This window comes from Pseudomonas sp. FP1740 (assembly GCF_030687165.1).
In the GTDB taxonomy this organism is placed as follows: Bacteria; Pseudomonadota; Gammaproteobacteria; order Pseudomonadales; family Pseudomonadaceae; genus Aquipseudomonas.
This window is the reverse complement of record NZ_CP117461.1, coordinates 2,931,357-2,948,972: the sequence shown is the minus strand read 5'-3', so window position 1 is coordinate 2,948,972 and position 17,616 is coordinate 2,931,357. Positions and strand designations below refer to the sequence as shown.

The 17,616-nt window shown below is 60.2% G+C and carries 16 protein-coding genes; 9 read left to right on the top strand and 7 right to left on the bottom strand.

The window, feature by feature from the left end; translation table 11 throughout:
• Window positions 1-2 precede the first annotated feature (2 nt).
• The 4 genes from tssH to PSH69_RS13445 all read left to right on the top strand — a co-directional run bounded on the left by tssH (window position 3) and on the right by PSH69_RS13445 (window position 5,978).
• Entirely contained in the window at window positions 3-2,546 is a 2,544-nt protein-coding gene (gene tssH / locus PSH69_RS13460; RefSeq protein ID WP_305412459.1) for a type VI secretion system ATPase TssH, read from the top strand.
• A gap of 118 nt (window positions 2,547-2,664) precedes the next feature.
• The gene (locus PSH69_RS13455; protein WP_305412458.1) at window positions 2,665-3,333 is read left to right on the top strand and encodes a hypothetical protein; all 669 of its coding nucleotides are present in this window, start codon (window positions 2,665-2,667) and stop codon (window positions 3,331-3,333) included.
• A gap of 80 nt (window positions 3,334-3,413) precedes the next feature.
• Complete coding sequence (gene tssI / locus PSH69_RS13450) at window positions 3,414-5,423, top strand: type VI secretion system tip protein VgrG (protein WP_305412457.1); 2,010 nt, start codon at window positions 3,414-3,416, stop codon at window positions 5,421-5,423.
• Window positions 5,424-5,435: 12 nt separating this feature from the next.
• Entirely contained in the window at window positions 5,436-5,978 is a 543-nt protein-coding gene (locus tag PSH69_RS13445; RefSeq protein ID WP_305412456.1) for a toxin-antitoxin system YwqK family antitoxin, read from the top strand.
• Window positions 5,979-5,994: 16 nt separating this feature from the next.
• On the opposite strand, the gene PSH69_RS13440 is transcribed toward PSH69_RS13445, so the two are convergent.
• On the bottom strand, window positions 5,995-6,390 hold the full coding sequence (locus PSH69_RS13440; protein WP_018929674.1) for a DUF4280 domain-containing protein: 396 nt from the start codon (window positions 6,388-6,390) through the stop codon (window positions 5,995-5,997).
• Window positions 6,391-6,578: 188 nt separating this feature from the next.
• Between PSH69_RS13440 and PSH69_RS13435 the strand changes: the two genes are divergently transcribed.
• Entirely contained in the window at window positions 6,579-7,646 is a 1,068-nt protein-coding gene (locus PSH69_RS13435; RefSeq protein WP_305412454.1) for a phosphotransferase family protein, read from the top strand.
• Between the two features lie 25 nt (window positions 7,647-7,671).
• Window positions 7,672-8,439 (top strand): SDR family oxidoreductase, encoded by a 768-nt coding sequence (locus tag PSH69_RS13430; protein WP_018929676.1) that lies wholly within the window; start codon window positions 7,672-7,674, stop codon window positions 8,437-8,439.
• Between the two features lie 144 nt (window positions 8,440-8,583).
• Here the strand turns inward: PSH69_RS13430 and PSH69_RS13425 are convergent, their stop codons facing one another.
• Window positions 8,584-9,180, bottom strand: a complete 597-nt coding sequence (locus PSH69_RS13425; RefSeq protein ID WP_305412451.1) for a hypothetical protein — start codon at window positions 9,178-9,180, stop codon at window positions 8,584-8,586.
• Window positions 9,180-9,593, bottom strand: coding sequence for a hypothetical protein (locus PSH69_RS13420; protein ID WP_019648913.1), 414 nt, complete (start codon window positions 9,591-9,593; stop codon window positions 9,180-9,182). Before PSH69_RS13420 ends, PSH69_RS13425 begins: the two co-directional genes overlap by 1 nt.
• A gap of 319 nt (window positions 9,594-9,912) precedes the next feature.
• On the opposite strand from PSH69_RS13420, the gene PSH69_RS13415 reads away from it, so the two are divergent.
• A complete protein-coding gene (locus PSH69_RS13415) occupies window positions 9,913-11,028 on the top strand; it encodes a Gfo/Idh/MocA family protein (RefSeq protein WP_305412449.1) in 1,116 nt (371 codons plus the stop codon).
• A gap of 450 nt (window positions 11,029-11,478) precedes the next feature.
• On the opposite strand, the gene PSH69_RS13410 is transcribed toward PSH69_RS13415, so the two are convergent.
• Together PSH69_RS13410 and PSH69_RS13405 are read right to left on the bottom strand one after the other, a co-directional pair.
• Window positions 11,479-11,727, bottom strand: coding sequence for a DUF1652 domain-containing protein (locus tag PSH69_RS13410; RefSeq protein ID WP_305412447.1), 249 nt, complete (start codon window positions 11,725-11,727; stop codon window positions 11,479-11,481).
• Between the two features lie 193 nt (window positions 11,728-11,920).
• Window positions 11,921-13,417: a helix-turn-helix transcriptional regulator gene (locus PSH69_RS13405; protein WP_305412445.1), complete on the bottom strand. Its 1,497-nt coding sequence runs from the start codon at window positions 13,415-13,417 to the stop codon at window positions 11,921-11,923.
• A gap of 171 nt (window positions 13,418-13,588) precedes the next feature.
• Between PSH69_RS13405 and PSH69_RS13400 the strand changes: the two genes are divergently transcribed.
• A complete protein-coding gene (locus tag PSH69_RS13400; protein WP_019579379.1) occupies window positions 13,589-14,023 on the top strand; it encodes a YeeE/YedE family protein in 435 nt (144 codons plus the stop codon).
• Window positions 14,024-14,025: 2 nt separating this feature from the next.
• The gene (locus tag PSH69_RS13395) at window positions 14,026-14,439 is read left to right on the top strand and encodes a DUF6691 family protein (RefSeq protein WP_019648908.1); all 414 of its coding nucleotides are present in this window, start codon (window positions 14,026-14,028) and stop codon (window positions 14,437-14,439) included.
• A gap of 21 nt (window positions 14,440-14,460) precedes the next feature.
• Here PSH69_RS13395 and PSH69_RS13390 read toward each other — a convergent pair whose 3' ends face one another.
• Both PSH69_RS13390 and PSH69_RS13385 read right to left on the bottom strand, forming a co-directional pair.
• Window positions 14,461-15,744: a Zn-dependent hydrolase gene (locus PSH69_RS13390; protein ID WP_305412442.1), complete on the bottom strand. Its 1,284-nt coding sequence runs from the start codon at window positions 15,742-15,744 to the stop codon at window positions 14,461-14,463.
• A gap of 123 nt (window positions 15,745-15,867) precedes the next feature.
• Complete coding sequence (locus PSH69_RS13385) at window positions 15,868-17,352, bottom strand: NCS1 family nucleobase:cation symporter-1 (protein WP_305412440.1); 1,485 nt, start codon at window positions 17,350-17,352, stop codon at window positions 15,868-15,870.
• Between the last annotated feature and the right edge of the window lie 264 nt (window positions 17,353-17,616).

Here is a 17,616-nt window from a genome sequence, read left to right as displayed (position 1 = left end):
ACATGGAACTGGCCAGCCTGATCGGACGCCTCAACCCGGACAACCGCCGCGCCCTCGAACGGGCCGCGCAGCGCTGCCTGCAACGGGGTCATCATTACGTCGAAATCGAGCACTTGCTGCTTGAACTGCTGGACATCGAGGGCGGTGACTTCGCCTGGCTGCTGCCACGTTTCGGTCTGGAGCGCGATGCCCTGACGGCGGAAATCAACAAGGCCCTGGAACTGTTCAAATCCGGCAGCACCCGCACCCCGGCGCTCTCGGCGCACACCATCGGCCTGCTTGAAGATGCGGTGGTTCAGGCCAGTGTGCTTGGCCTGGAGAGCATCCGCTCGGGCTTGCTGCTGCTGGCCCTGCTCGACCGTGATGAACGTCGCAGCCTGCTGCTCAATAGCGCCTCGTCGCTGTTGAAAATTCCACGGGAAGCCTTGCGCAGCAATTTGCTGGAGTGGACCGAAAACTCACGCGAACACGTTGGTGGCACGCGGCCGGTCAGTGCCAGCAACCCACAACCGAAGCAGGACTCCGTGCTCGACCAGTTCACCCAGGACCTGACCGCCGACGCCCACGCCGGGCGTATCGACCCCATCGTCGGCCGCGACGGCGAGATTCGTCAGTGCATCGACATTCTGCTCAGGCGTCGGCAAAACAACCCGATCCTGGTCGGCGCGCCGGGGGTGGGCAAGACGGCGGTGGTCGAAGGCCTGGCCTTACGCATTGCCGCCGGGGATGTGCCGCCGTCGTTGCAGGAAGTCAGCCTGCGGGTGCTCGACCTCGGCCTGTTGCAAGCTGGCGCCGGGGTCAAGGGCGAGTTCGAGCAGCGCCTCAAAGGCGTGATCGACGCGGTGCGCAGCGCCGACAAGCCGATCATTCTGTTCATCGACGAAGCCCACACGCTGATTGGCGCCGGCGGCGCGGAAGGCGGCAGCGACGCGGCCAACCTGCTGAAACCGGCGCTGGCCCGTGGCGAGTTGCGCACCCTGGCCGCGACCACTTGGCTTGAGTACAAGAAATACTTCGAGAAAGACCCGGCCCTCGCCCGGCGTTTTCAGTTGGTGCAAGTCGAGGAGCCGGACGAAATCACCGCCGTGGAAATGCTCCGTGGCGTGGCTGCGAAACTGGAACAGCATCACGGTGTGCAGGTGCTGGACGCGGCGATCCACGAAGCGGTGAAACTGTCCCACCGCTACATCTCCGGGCGCCAGTTACCGGACAAGGCCATCAGCGTGCTCGACACCGCGTGTGCCCGGGTCGCCCTCGGCCAGCATGACGTGCCGCCTCCCCTGGAAAGCCTGCGTCACCGCCAGCAAAGCCTCAAGGAGGAAGTCGAACGCCTGCGCCGCGAACAGGCCACCGGGCTTGATCACCGTGAACGCATCACCCTGCTGGAAACCGAGTCCGTGGGTAACGTGCAGGCCATTCGCGAACTGGAAACCCGCTGGAACGAAGAACGGATCGCCGTGCGCGAACTGCTGGAAACCCGCCGCGAATTACTCACCTTGAGCGAACGCGCCGACAACGATAAACCGGACGAAGCAACTGATAGCCGCATCGATCATCTGGCCGCCGAACTGGTGCGCCTGGAGGCCGGGCTGGACGCCATTCGCCAGGACGATCCGCTGGTGCCGGAGCAGGTCGACGGCAAAACCGTGGCTGCGGTGATCGCCGGCTGGACCGGCATCCCGGTGGGCAAGATGCTCGCCGACGAAGCCCACGCCGTACGCACCCTCGGCCAGCGCATGGGCCTGCGGGTGATGGGCCAGAGCACCGCGCTGAACACCATCGCCCAACGCCTGCAAGCCTACCGCGCCGGCCTCACCGACCCACAGAAACCGGTCGGCGTGTTCCTGCTGGTCGGCCCCACTGGCGTGGGCAAAACCGAAACCGCCTATGCGTTGGCCGACGCGCTGTATGGCGGCGAACGCAACCTGATCAGCATCAATCTTTCCGAGTACCAGGAAGCCCACACCGTCAGCCAACTCAAAGGCGCCCCGCCCGGCTACGTTGGCTACGGCAGTGGCGGTGTACTCACCGAAGCGGTGCGGCGCAAACCCTATTCGGTGGTGCTGCTCGACGAAATCGAAAAGGCCCACCCGGACGTGCTCGAAGCCTTCTACAACGTCTTCGACAAAGGCGTGATGGAAGACGGTACCGGGCTGGTGGTGGACTTCAAAAACACCGTGATGCTGGCCACCAGCAACGTCGGGGCTGAGTTACTGCTCGACACACCGACCGCGCAACTGGGCACCGATGCCTTCAACGAAGCGCTGCATCACGTGCTGCTGAAAGCCTTTCGCCCGGCGTTTCTGGCGCGCATGACGGTGGTGGCGTATCGACCGCTGGATGAAGCGACGCTGGAAGGAATTGTGTTGGCGAAGCTGGAGAAATTGCGTGGGCGGTACAAAGCGGCGACCGGGAAGCAGTTTGAGTTCGATGCCGGGATTGTGCAGGCGGTGTTGGCCAAGTGCAGTGCTGCCGGGGCGAGGGATGTCGAGAATGTGTTGATGACGCAGGTGACGGGGAAGTTGGCGGAGTGGGTGCTTGAGTGAAGTCGAAATGACTGATCAATCCCATAATTTCCCATCAGGAAAGCAGGGTGACGAAAAATAGAGATGTCCCCTTTAAATTTGGCAAGACGGCCTTAACGAAGAAAGACGGAGGTGAACAATGTCATACGACGATCTGGATGTATCCCATCGCTTGAATACGGCAGTTAACACAACTGCCGCGCGATTCGCGGCTAACCCTGTTGTTGATGCCTATGACCACGCGGCCTATACCGTGGGGTTGAAGGCTGCCGCGGCTGGCTATGCCGCTGCGGTAACCGGAGCGATTGGTGTCGACCCAAGAATTATTGCCGCGCAAAATCAAAGCACTGCTGCTCAGGCCCCCCACTGGGGAACAGTAACTGCATGGCTTGCGGCGGGAAGCACTGCATATTGGGTACATTTTTTCAGCAATAACATGCCAGCCGCAGCAGCCTACCGTTGCTATGTCTGCTGCAATCTTGCCGATACCGGGAATATGCTTACCGCACTGCTCGGGGCCTATGCAGGGGGACGCACCCTCTATTTCAAGGTGGCCACGCATGATGAAGCGACGATGCGCAACGATACCATCGTATCTTGGCACGACACCTTGCAGGATGCGGTGCTATGGGCCAATACCGCTAGCGCAAACCCCGGTTGGCTCAATGGTCGCGCACCGGGTGGAACCTTTGGCGGTGTTCTGACCGACTCAGTTGGGATTGACGCGGAAGTCGCGGGACAGACTTCAACTAACAAAATTGCGGAAAAGGCCAGGGACAAGGTCATACGAAACAATCCCTACGTCTAAGTCACAGGAGAAAAAGGGGCCAGAGGAAGATGTATTTGTAGGTCGCCACACACTCATTGATCACTGCTTGAGGTTGCTCAATGCCCCGTACCACCGACAGCAATACCAGCCTCTCCCTCACCGCCGCCTCGCTGTCGGCGCTATACCCTGAATCCCTTTCTGGTGAAGAAAGTCTTAACACGCTGGGCTCGCTAATCCTCAACGGACTCAACGATGGCGCCTCGCTCACCCTGACCACCGCCGTCGCCACCCACATCACCGCCACCCTGCACAACGACGCCCTGACTCGCCCGTTAGACGCGCTGGTCGCAGAAATCCGCCAACTCCCCGCCGACGCCACCGCCGAGCGTTATCAGCTTGTGTTTAGGCCATGGCTCTGGTGGCTGACCCTGGCCAGCAACAATCGGGTGTTCCAGAACCTCAGCACCTCGGACATCGTCACCACGATTTTCAAGGCCCACGCCTTCACCGACTTCAAGCTCTCACTCACCGGCAGTTACACCCCGCGTGAATACTGCGTGCAGTACGGCGAAACCGATTTTGCGTTCGTCTCGCGGTTGCTGGAGGAAGAAGGGATTTTCTGGTTTTTCACCCACGAGGACGGCAAGCACACGCTGGTGCTGGGCGACAGCAACGACGCGTTCGTGCCGATCCCCAACGGGCCGAAGGTCAGCTATCTCGGCCAGCAGTTGGGCGAGCGTGAATTGCATGGCATTCGCTCCGGGCAAGTCTGTGTGCAAGCGGTGGCCGGGGTGTATCGGGCGACGGATTACGAATTCACCACCCCGACCACTTCGCTGTACGGCCAGGCTGAAGCGGTGGCCGGGCCGCTGTCGATGTACGAGCATCCCGGTGGCTACAACGCCAAGGCGCGCGGCGATGCATTGACCAAGCAGCGGGTCGACGGGTTGCGCAGTCAGGAGAAGCGTTTTGTCGGTGAGAGCGACTGCCGCTGGCTGGTGCCGGGGCACTGGTTCACCCTCGCCGGGCACGATGATTCAACGTTGAACATCGATTGGGTAGTGACGGCGGTGACACATGACGCCAGTCACGACAGCTATCGCAATCGCTTCGAGGCAATCCCCAAGGCCACGCCGTACCGCCCGGAACGCATCACCCCCAAACCGCGCATGCACCCGCAAACGGCAATTGTGGTCGGCAAGTCGGGCGAAGAAATCTGGACCGACGAATACGGCCGGATCAAGTTGCAGTTCCCTTGGGATCGCGACGGCAAGAACGACGAAACCAGTTCCTGTTGGGTGCGGGTGGTGCTGCCCTGGAGCGGCAAGGGTTTCGGCATGCAGTTCGTGCCACGCATCGGCCAGGAAGTGATCGTGACCTTTATCGATGGCGATCCGGATCGACCGCTGGTAACCGGCTGCGTCTACAACGGTGACAACGCCCTGCCCTATGCGCTGCCAGCGAATCAGACCCAGTCCGGGATCAAGACCCAATCGTCCAAGGGCGGCGGTGGTTTCAACGAGTTGCGCTTCGAGGACAAGAAAGACGCCGAAGAGGTGTTTTTGCAGGCGCAGAAAGACCTGAAGATCAACGTGCTCAACGACACCACCGCCACGGTCGGCCACGATGAAACCCTGACCGTGCAGAACGCTCGCACGCGCACGGTGAAGGACGGCGACGAGACCGTGACGCTGGAGAAAGGCAAACGCAGCGTGACCATCCAGACCGGCAGCGACACGCTCGATGTGAAGGACAGCCGCACGGTGACCGTGGGCGCCGACCAGACCCACAGTACCGGTGGCAATTACGCGCACAAGGTCACCGGTGATTACAGCCTGACGGTAGACGGCAACCTGACCATCAAGGTGACCGGTACCCTGACCTTGCAAAGTGGCGGCAGTTTTTCGATCAAGAGCGGCGCCGATCTGGCGGCCGAGGCCAGTACTTCGATCAGTCAGAAGGCCGGGACCTCTCTGAGCAACCAGGCTGGCACCTCGCTGGAGAACAAGGCCGGTACGACCATGACCAACGATGCCGGGATCAGCCTGACCAACAAGGGCGCCGCTTCGCAGACCGTGGATGGTGGCGGCATGCTGATCATCAAGGGTGGTCTGGTGCAGGTCAACTGACAAGGAAAACCCATGGCCATCACGCCGCTGGATTTGCAGCAGAACGATAAACAGCTCAAAGGGCGCTTGCTCGATGGCCAGCTCGACGGTGCGCTGCACATCAAGGATGACGGGCGCGCGCAGGCTGATTTGCACTACAACCGAGGCGAGCTGCAAGGCACCACCCTGCTCTACCACCCCAATGGCAAGGTCTCGGCGCAGTTGCCGTTTGTGCGTGACAAGCTGCAGGGGGTTGCCAGTTTCTATGCCCCCGAAGGCAGTCTGCAGCGCAAGGCGACTTATCGCCGAGGGCTGTTGCATGGCGAGGCGTTCAATTATTTTCCCGATGGGCAACTGGCGGAGGTCGAGTTTTACCGCGACGGTGTGCGCGACGGGCGCTATCAACGCTTTCATCCCAACGGCAAGCCGGCCGTCGAGGCTCGGTATCTCAACGGTCAATTGCTGGAACCGGAACAGGGCTTCGCCAGCGACGGACGACCATTGGACGCCGACGGCAAGCCGATCTCACGAGTGCGCTGGTGGTTCAGGCGCTGGAGCGATCCCGAGCAGGCCTAAGCTCCGTTGTGGGCGATCAGGGAATCAGCATCTGCATTTGCCCCGGCATCACGATTTTGATCACTCCGGCCCAGTTGCACATCAAGGTGCTATTGGCATCGATGGCCGGCATGCCGCCCAGCAGCAGGGTCGGCGCGCCGCCGGGGATCCACGGGGTGGCGGTGGCCGGGATGCACGGCATCGGCGTCAGCACGCCAAGTGCGGCGGCGGTGGCGGCCGCGACCATCGGGTTGGCCATGCTCATGCACGTGCCGAACGGCATGACGTTCACCAACGGAATGTGGTCCATGATGTTCGCCGCCGGCATGCCCCCGGTCATTGTGCGGTTCACTGGCAGCACGTTGAGTACCGCCGGCGCCGCGCCGAAACTGCATTGCAGGGTCGCGGTGGCGCACACTTGCGGACAGCCCATGTCGAATCTCCTTCCTGGAAGCGGTGCTCCCTGAACCATAGCCCGCCGCGCCTGTTCGCGCACATCAGGAACGCTGATTATCCGGCAACACGCTAACCTATAAGACCGTGCCGCGCTTGTGGCCACCCCGGCGCGCCATTAGATTAGCCAATGATGTCTGGCCTCCAAAATAAGCAGAAGGGATAAGCATGGCGCTTACTGACCAGTCCACCCGTATCCGCTCCGGCGAAGAACTCGATGCCAGCCTGATCGATCCATACCTCAAGGCGCACATTCCGGGCCTGAGTGGCTTGCCTGTGATCAGCCAGTTTCCGGGCGGTGCGTCGAACCTGACTTACCTGCTGGAATACCCCGAACAGGAATTCGTCCTGCGTCGGCCGCCGTTCGGCCACAAGGCCAAGTCCGCCCACGACATGGGCCGCGAATTTCGCATCCTCAATCAACTGCGGGACGGTTTTCCCTACTGCCCCAAAGCCTATGTGCACTGCACCGACGAATCGGTGATCGGCGCCGAGTTCTATGTGATGGAACGGGTCAAGGGCATCATCCTGCGCGCCGAACTGCCACCGGAACTGGGCCTGGATTCGGCGAAGACCGAAACCCTGTGCAAGAGCTTCATCGATAAGTTCGTCGAACTGCACCGGGTCGACTACAAGGCTTATGGCCTGGGTGACCTCGGCAAACCCGAAGGTTATGTCGCGCGGCAAATCAAAGGCTGGAGCGAGCGCTACGAAAAAGCCCTGACCCCGGACGCGCCGAAGTGGGAAGCGGTAAAGGCCTGGCTCAACGACAAGATGCCAGCCGATCACCCGACGTCGAGCATCGTCCACAACGATTATCGCTTCGACAACGTGATCCTCGACCCCAACAATCCGATGCAGATCATCGGCGTGCTGGATTGGGAATTGACCACCCTCGGCGATCCGCTGATGGACCTGGGCAACACCCTCGCCTACTGGATCGAAGCCGACGACCCGGCACCGGTGCAACTGATGCGCCGCCAGCCAAGCCATGCCCCCGGCATGCTGACCCGCCGCGAATTCGTCGATTACTACGCCGAGCGTGCCGGCATCCAGATCGACAATTTCGACTTCTACTACACCTATGGCCTGTTCCGTCTGGCCGGCATCGTGCAGCAGATCTACTACCGCTTCTTCCATGGTCAGACCCAGGACAAACGCTTCGCACAGTTCATTCACATGAACAAACTGCTGGAGCAGATGAGCTTGCAGGTCATTCAGAAATCCAGCCTCTGATCAGGCCCCATAACAAGGAAAAATCATGTCCAAGACTCAGTTGTTCGACCTCGACGGCAAGATCGCTTTCGTCTCAGGTGCCAGTCGCGGCATCGGTGAAGCCATCGCCAAACTGCTGGCGCAGCAAGGTGCCCACGTGATCGTGTCGAGCCGCAAGCTCGACGGCTGCCAGCACGTCGCCGACGCGATCATCGCCGCCGGCGGCAAGGCCACCGCCATTGCCTGCCACATCGGTGAGATGGAACAAATCACCCAGGTATTCGCCGCCATCCGCGAACAATTCGGGCGTCTGGACATCCTGGTCAACAACGCCGCGACCAATCCGCAGTTCTGCAACGTGCTGGACACCGATCTCAGCGCCTTCCAGAAAACCGTCGACGTGAACATTCGCGGCTACTTCTTCATGTCGGTGGAAGCCGGCAAGCTGATGCGCGAACACGGCGGCGGCAGCATCATCAACGTCGCCTCGATCAACGGCATCTCGCCAGGGATCTTCCAGGGCATCTACTCGGTGACCAAGGCAGCGGTGATCAACATGACCAAGGTGTTCGCCAAGGAATGCGCGCAGTTCGGCATTCGCTGCAACGCCTTGCTGCCGGGTTTGACCGACACCAAGTTTGCATCGGCGCTGGTGAAGAACGAGGCAATTTTGAACACCGCATTGCAGCAGATTCCACTCAAGCGCGTGGCGGATCCGAGTGAAATGGCCGGTGCGGTGTTGTACCTGGCGAGTGATGCTTCCAGCTATACGACCGGGGTTTCGCTGAATGTGGATGGCGGGTTCCTGTCCTGATTCGGTTTTGCGAATAAACCAAAGGCAGCCTCAGGGCTGCCTTTGGTGTTTGATCGGAGGGCTCGTGGAAGACTCTCGCCTGTTTCTGAGATGCATCGGGTGTCAGGTAATCGTTTGATAGATGGGACTGGGCCAGAGACGGCACTATTCACCCCGCACAAACTCAACCGGCTTACCTGTCAAATCCAGAACTCTAAAATAGCCCTTGATACTCTTTACGTTACGGATCGCCAGCTGAACATGCGTTTCATGCATAAAGTCTGTATCAGGATAAAGACATTCGCCCTCCCAGAATGGTGAACGAACGGAATCATACGCAGGTGCCTCTGTAAGCTCCCGGAAGGTATGCAACGCATCAATGACCTGACAATCCAAACGACGTAGATACTGACTATTTTTCTTAAGAGGTTGACCGCCTTCTTCTTTTGAGGCGGCTTCAAGCCAGAGGTAGGTCTGACGGATTTCACGCAACGCACTCTCAGTTGTGAAATCCAGGCAACGCCCCAAGTCAGTCACTGCCCCAATCACGAATGGATTTTTGATAGAGCTCCGTTTTTGTGCATTGGTCGCAAAACTTAACGCGCGCTGCGGGTTGTTTTCCCAAAAATAGGCGCCGCGACCAAGCCAATCATAGTCATTAGTGCTATCAAGGAGTGTTGCTTCTCCAGCCAGCACACGCTCCCCAATTTCTCGCTCACACCCATGGAAACCAAGAACAAAAGAAGGAGAAATGCAATACATCAGCGAGCCTTGGTTTCGCCATTCACACGTTTGAAGAACTCCCGAACCTTGTCCGGATCCTTGAGCATTTCAGTAGCGTATTCATCGATACGTACCGAAGCACAAGTGGCGGCTGATAGCCTGCTACCGTTAGAACCAACCATGACCCAGCCAGTCCCAGTCGATGCTTTGTGTCCCTCTCTATCCATATCCAGCATTACTCCTGATCCACTCTTTGCAACCGCTGCTGCGATAAGTCCGTATGTCTTCTCGGCGTTTATTCCGGCAGCACCGGTACGACCGCTAACGATTTTGCCATTCGTTAGCCGGACAATGCCGCCGTGCTGGAATCCTGCAGAATCACGTACAACCTTAGCTTCGTGACGGTCACCATCAACAAAAACATAGGCCGTTTTTTCGAGATCCTTCGACATAGCCACCTCTATTCGAGCTTGGTTGCATTGCTCAAACTTGATTAATTAGTGGCCAATATAGTCTGTGGTGTCTGTCCCGTCATCAAAGCCCGCGATTTGTCGCTGATCTGCACACCTGGAAACGATAGAGGCCGCTAACAAGACGCACAAGCCGGCAGATTCCGGCGTTGTTGTAGGCAATGACGCAAGGCGGTGTAGCCATTCTCAGCGCTTCCTGACCTCGCCAAGAAAAAGAATATTTATTCCACTTTATTGCATGTTACGAATTTATATTCCATAAATAGCCCTCCTGAAAATAAAAATCCAAAGGACCCCGGCTATGCGCGAACTCGGTATCGGACTCATCGGCACAGGTTTCATGGGCCGCGCCCACGCCCTGGCCTTTCGCAATGTCAGCGCTGTTTTTGAATTGCCGCTGAAGCTCAAGCTCGCCGCCCTTGCCGACGCCGACCCGCAGCGCGCCCGCCACTGCGCCGACGCCTGGGGCTTCGATGCTGCTCACAACGACTGGCAACCGCTGATCGATGACCCCAAGGTCAACCTGATCGCCATCACCACCCCCAATCATCTGCACTACCCCATGGCCATGGCTGCCATCGCCGCCGGTAAACCGGTGTATTGCGAAAAGCCGCTGGCGGTGAGCCTCGAGCAGGCCAGTACCATGCGCCTTGCCGCCAAAGCCGCTGGCGTGGTGACGCGGGTCGGTTATAACTATCAGCACAACCCGATCATCGGCCTGGCTCGGGATTTGATTCAAAACGGCGCGCTGGGGCAGATCATCAGTTTCCAGGGCGAGTTCAGCGAAGACTTCATGGCCGATCCTGTTTCACCCTGGTCCTGGCGCTGCGACGCCAATTACGCCGGCGGCGCCCTGGCGGACCTGGGCAGTCATTTACTGGCCATGGCCCGTCATCTGCTGGGCGACGTCGAGGCGGTGTGCGCGGATACCCAGACCGTACATGCGCAACGCCCCGTGACGGCGAGTGGTCAGGAACGACGCGAGGTCGCGGTCGACGATCAGGTCCACGCGTTGCTGCGGTTCGCCAATGGCGCGCGAGGGACGTTCAGCAGCAGCTGGCTCAAACACGGCTACAAGAATCACCTGAGTTTTGAAATCAGCGGCACCCAAGGCACCCTGGCGTTCGATCAGGAACGCTTGAATGAACTGCGGCTGTATCGTGCCGGGCAAGGCGGTTTCCAACGCCTGCTGGCGGGGCCGGATTTGCCGGGTTACGCCGCCTTCAGCCCGGCGCCGGGGCACCAGTTGGGTTACAACGAACTCAAGACCCTTGAAGTGCATGAGCTGGTGATGGCGCTGGCCGGCCTCGGCCAGGACGGCACCGATTTCGAGCAGGCATGGGAAGTCGAACGCCTGGCGACGGCGATTCGTCTGGCGGCACGGGAGTCACGGTGGGTCAGGATCGAGGAAATCTGAACCGCGACTCGGGCCATACCCGCCAGCCGCGCACAGCGCCGCTGGCGGTACGCCAGACCAGGCTTACTGAGTGACGCAACGGGTCAGGGTCGTGGTTCGGGTCACCTGCCCCTCAGCCCTCATATCACCCTGCACATCGGTACTTTCGGTGGTCGAGCAGGTGCGAACCGGTGTCGGTGGCGGCGCCGCCGGGGGTGGAGGCGGCGGACTGGCACAACCACCCAGAATCGCCATGCAGAGTGCGATCGACAGTGCCGAAAAAGCACATTTTCCAAAACTGTTCATAGACTGACCCGCGGTAAGTAATCGACATTTTCCGCGACTCGAAACTACCCCGCGAACCCGCGGCCCTGTCACAGAAAAGAAATACCCTCGCATTCCTTATAGCTTAGCTACCCGCCAATGCCAGAAAGACAGTGACCGTTAACGCTGGCCTGCAGGATATGACACCTAAAGAGCGGAGGACCGATGCAAGCCACTGCTTTCAAGCTCATAGCGCAGCTCTTCAATCAAGTCTGCCACTGCCTTCGGCGTCCGGAGCGTCGCCACGCTCAACCCGCTGACCACCAGATCCACCTGCCCTGTCGCTGGATGATAAAGTTTCACCGTCAACGAATTATCCCCCGTAAGCGCACACTCACAGGCCAACGGCGAAAAGCTCCGCTCCAGCTGCGTACGTAATTGCGCCAGATAATTCATCCCGACTCACCTTGGCGACGGCGCAAAATCCACTGCCCGCTTGTTCTGTTCGCACCCATGTGACTGTTCCTATAGCTGCATCGAAGAGGACGCGATAGCGGGCCCAAGCCACGTCTCGCACCCTCACAGCCTAGAAAAAGCCCCACCCGATCAACACATGAAATTGCACCACCCTCACTAGTGCATTTGCACCTTAGCGCAGCCCCCTGGACCGGCTCTCGCTGGAAAACAAACCCCGCTCCCGGGCCCAGACGATCGCTTCACTGCGACTGTGCACACCGAGTTTGGAATACACCGTCGACACATGATTGCGCACCGTATTGGGTGCCAGTTTCAGACGCGCGGCGATCTCCTTGTCGGCCAGGCCTTCACAGATCAGGCCGAGCACATCGCGCTCCCGGGCGGTCAGGTCGGTGAACGACACACTGGGCAACTGCGGCGAATTGACGTTTTTCACGTTGGCGAGTTTTTCGATCAGCGTACGGCTGAACCAGGACGCATCTTTCATCACCTCTTCGATCGCCGACACCAACTCCAGCTCGGTACGTTTGCGCTCGGTGATGTCCATCAACACCAGCAGGTAACAAGAGCCATCCTGAATGTTCACGGTGTCCGCCGAGACCGCACAATCAATCAGCCCGGCATCCTTCCGGCGCACCCTGACGTCGACACGATCCACCCGCCCGCTTTTCTCCAGGGTCGCAAACAGTCGCGTGCGAGCGCCCGCGTCATCGATGAAGCCGAGTTGCGCCACGGTCTTGCCGAGCACTTCATCATTGGGAAATGCGAGGGACTCGAGGAAGGCTTCGTTGACGTCCATCACCACTTGGTCGGCGGCGCGGCACACCAGGATCGGCACCGGAGTGAGGCGAAACGCTTTGGCGAACCGTTCCTCGCTCTGGCGCAGGGCGATTTCGGCCTTGTGCCGAAGCTCCATGTCGACGAAGGAAAACAGCATGCAAGCTTCGTCGTTGAGCTCAAGCGGTTGCCCGGCAACGATCACCTGCTTGCTGCCACCCTTGGCCAATTGCAGTTCTGCCTGCATCTGCGGAATGGTCGCGCCGTCACGCAGACGCTGCTTGGCCAGATCCTTGTTTTCGGCACGTTCCAGCACATCCAGCTCATAGGTCGAAGCGCCGATCACCTGATCCCGGGCATAGCCGGTCATGTCCACGAAGCCCTGGTTGACCTTGATGTAGCGCAAATCGCTGAGGCGGCAGATCACGGCCGGGGCCGGGTTGGCGTTGAATGTTTTCTCGAAGCGCTGCTCGGCGCTGGCCCAGTCGGTGACGTCGTTCATGATCAGCACCAACGATTCCGGCTCACCGGCACGGTCCGCCAGCACCATGCTGCGCACGCTGTGAACCCAGGTGCGCTCTTCATTTTCCAGCTGCGTCACCTCCACCATCACATCGCTGAACGTCTCGCCACGGGCCACGCGGCTGATCGGATAGTTCTCGATCGCTACCGGATGATTGTTGCGATAACGCAAGGCAAAACGCTTGGCGTACTCCCCGGCATTGGCCCCCAACTCGCCAATCTCGCTGACACCGTGCATGGCCAGCGCGGCGTCATTGGCCCAGAGAATGGTCTGGTCGAGCTCCAGCAGAATCACCCCATCAGACAGGCCGGCGATGATCTGCTGCAACTGGCGGCGATTGGTTTCAGTGCTCAGGACGTCCTGGCTCATTGGAACTCCACAATTGCGGCGGCACTTTTGCGCGCTGCCCAGTGAAGATTACGACCGCAGACGTTTGTGATAGTGCGAAAAGCCCGGCACCCGCTGCCCTCCCAAAGTAGCCCTATGCTCAATAGGGAAAGAGTGGTTTAGTGCCGCTCCTTGCCTATCAGGAGAGTTGCCATGGTGTTTGATTCTCTTCACTTCACGCCCTGGTCTGCCCTCGCGGGAGGAGCGCTGATTGGCCTCGCCGCGAGCGTAATGGTGGTGGCCAACGGGCGAGTTGCCGGGATCAGCGGGCTGTTGGGCAGCCTGCTTGAGCGTAATGATTCAGGACGAGGTGAAAAAGCCCTGTTCCTGCTTGGACTGTTGGCGGCGCCGTTGGTGTGGGCGCTGTTTCATGTGTGGCCGGCCATCGAATTCAAAACCGGTACGGTGGGGCTGATCGTCGCCGGATTGTGCGTCGGCATCGGCACTCGTTATGGCTCCGGCTGCACCAGTGGCCACGGCGTGTGCGGTATCTCGCGCCTGTCACCACGCTCCATTGCCGCGACATTGAGTTTCATGTTCACAGGCTTCGTGACCGTGTTCGTCCTGCGTCATCTACTGGGGTATTGAACATGCGCAAACTGACCGCTTTCCTCGCCGGCCTGCTGTTCGGCATCGGCCTGTTGCTGGCCGGCATGGCGAACCCGGCCAAAGTGCTGGGTTTTCTGGACATTGCCGGCCTGTGGGATCCCTCACTGGCGCTGGTCATGATCGGCGCCATTGCCGTGGCTTGGGGGCCGTTTCACTGGGCCATGAAACAACCGACATCCTTGCTGGGTGCGCCTATGCAATTGCCGGTCAGCCGTGAGCTGGACCGACGCCTGATCGGTGGCAGCCTGCTCTTCGGCATCGGTTGGGGTATTGCCGGCATCTGCCCCGGCCCGGCACTGGTGTTGTTGCCGACGGGGCACTGGCAGGCCTGGGTGTTCGCCATCGCCATGCTGGCGGGGATGCTGATGTTCAAAGCGCTGCAAACCCGCCGTTGAGCATCCCCGCCAGGCCAGTGGTCAAGCCGCCTGCTTACCACTGGCAATCGCCTGCGACGCCGCCAGCATCGCCCGCAACAACACGGCGCACCCGGCGGCCAGATCATCCGGCGCGGCGTTTTCGATTTCGTTATGGCTGATACCACCTTCACAAGGCACGAAGATCATCCCGGCCGGGCCGAGTTCGGCGAGGAAGATTGCGTCGTGCCCTGCTCCACTGACGATGTCCATGTGCGACAGACCGAGCCCTTGAGCCGCACCGCGTACCGCTTCGACGCAGCCCTTGTCGAAATACAGCGGCGGGAAGTCGGCGGTGGGTGTCAGTTCGAAGCTCAGGCCGTGTTGCTCGCAGGTGGTTTCGATGACCTCGCGGACTTCGGCGATCATTGAGTCGAGTCGCGCCGGTTCCAGATGACGGAAGTCCAGGGTCATGCGCACTTCGCCGGGAATCACGTTGCGCGAGCCGGGATAGGCTTGCAGGCAGCCGACGGTGCCGCAGGCATGGGGTTGATGACCGAGGGCTGCGCGATTGACCGCGCCGACGATCACCGCGGCGCCGACCAGCGCGTCCTTGCGCAAGTGCATTGGCGTCGGGCCGGCGTGGGCTTCGACACCGCGCAGTTTCAGGTCGAACCATTTCTGCCCCAGCGCGCCCATCACCACGCCGATGGTTTTGTGTTCGTCCTCAAGAATCGGGCCTTGCTCGATGTGCGCCTCGAAATACGCACCCACGGCATGACCGCTGACCTTGCGCGGACCGGCGTAACCGATGGCGTTCAAGGCTTCGCCGACGGTCACGCCCTCGGCATCGACCTTGGCCAGGGTTTCCTCGAGGGTGAATTTTTCCGCGAACACGCCGGAGCCCATCATGCACGGGGCGAAGCGCGAGCCTTCTTCGTTGGTCCAGACCACCACTTCCAGCGGCGCTTCGGTTTCCACGCCGAGGTCGTTGAGGGTACGTAAGACTTCGACCCCGGCCAGCACGCCGAAGCAACCGTCGAACTTGCCGCCGGTGGGCTGAGTGTCGATGTGGCTGCCGGTCATTACCGGTGGCAGGTTCGGATTGCGTCCCGGACGACGGGCGAAGATGTTGCCGACGGCGTCGATGCTGACCGTGCAACCGGCCTCCTCGCACCACTTCACGAAGATATCGCGCGCCTGGCGGTCGAGGTCGGTCAGGGCCAGCCGGCAGACACCGCCCTTGACCGTCGCGCCGAGCTTGGCCAGGTCCATGAGCGACTGCCACAGACGGTCGCGATTGATGTGCTGATGGGTGGATTGCAGAACGTCTATGGCAGCGTTCATGGTGATCTCCTCAGTTCTTCTAGTTCCCACGCTCTGCGTGGGAATTCATCCATGGACGCTCTGCGTCCGCTTCTGGGACGCGGAGCGTCCCGGGCTGCGTTCCCACGCAGAGCGTGGGAACGATCAAACTGCAGATTTCGCAACAGTCGGGCTCGGCCGCATCGAACACAAACCGTAATAAATCAGCCCACCCAGGGCCGAACCGGTGAACCAGCCGTAGCTGTAGAACCAGCTGAAGGCGTCGCTGCCCAGCGACAGCAGCGTCAACACCACCGGCACGCCGAACGCGATGAAGCCGAACCCGTTCCACGCCGGGTACACGTCATCACGGTAGAGGCCAGCCAGATCCAGTTGCTGTTTCTTGATCAGGAAATAGTCCACCACCATGATCCCGGCGATTGGCCCCAGCAGGCTCGAATAGCCGAGCAACCAGTTGGAATACACCGTCTCCAGACTCAGATCCGAGACAATCAGCCCGAGCTTTTTCAGCAGTTCATGGGCCATCAGCGCCAACCCGACCAGGCCGGTCAGCATCACCGCTTTGGTGCGGTTGATAAGCTTGGGCGCGACGTTCTGGAAATCGTTGGTCGGCGACACGATGTTGGCCGCGGTGTTGGTGGACAGCGTGGCGATGATGATCAGTGCCATGGCCAGTGCCACCCAGACCGGGCTCTGGATATGGCCGATCAGGGTGACCGGGTCGGAGACGGTGACACCCACCAGTTTGACCGACGCGGCCGTCATCACCACGCCAAGGGAGGCGAACAGAAACATGGTCAAGGGCAAGCCGATGATCTGCCCGATGATCTGATCCTTCTGGCTTTTCGCGTAGCGGCTGAAGTCCGGGATGTTCAGCGACAAGGTGGCCCAGAAGCCGACCATGGCCGTCAGCCCGGCGGCAAAATAACTGGCCACGCCGGCCCCTTCCGGACGCTTGGCCGGGATCGCCAGCAACTCGGTCATCGACACGTTTGGCATGGCCCACACCAGCAGGCCCACGCCCACCAGCACCAACAACGGCGCCGAGAGGGTTTCCAGCCATTTGATCGAGTCCGCGCCGCGAATCACCACCCACAGGTTCAAGGCCCAGAACAGCATGAAACCGATCACTTCACCGGTACCACCGAGGGCCTTCCAGCCATCGAACACCGAGCCGAGAAACAGGTGAATCGCCAGCCCGCCGAACATGGTCTGGATGCCGAACCAGCCACACGCCACCAGGGCACGGATCAGGCATGGAATGTTGGAGCCGAGGATGCCGAAGGACGAGCGCAGCAATACTGGAAACGGAATGCCGTACTTGGTGCCGGGGAAGGCGTTCAGGGTCAGCGGGATCAGCACGATGATATTGGCGAACAGAATCGCCAGTAGCGCTTCGCCCACGGTCAGGCCGAAGTAGGCAGTAAGAACACCACCGAGGGTGTAAGTCGGCACGCAGATCGCCATGCCGACCCACAGCGCGGTGATGTGCCATTTGTTCCAGGTTCGTTCGCGCACCTTGGTCGGTGCCATGTCGTGGTTGTATCGGGGACTGTCGAGGACATCGCTGCCGGCTTCGAGCTCAAACAAGCCGTCGCGCTCGGTCACTTGCGATCTGATCTGTTGCATGGCCGCTCCACTGTTCTTTTGATTATTTTTGCTCATCAGAGGCTGGCGCAATGCGCGCGAGCCGGACGATGGCCGGAGAAACTGACAACTTTTACGGACCGGCCACGGTGCCAGCGGCGGCATCAATAAACGTGCCGGGTGCCCCGCTTGCGCCTCGGGCAGTGCCATAAAACTTCGCTAACCAACTGATGTTAATCAGCTTTATTTATCCAACTAACGAGTCCCCGGTCAGTTGCCATGTCACTCAGGCCGAATGCCAGGCAA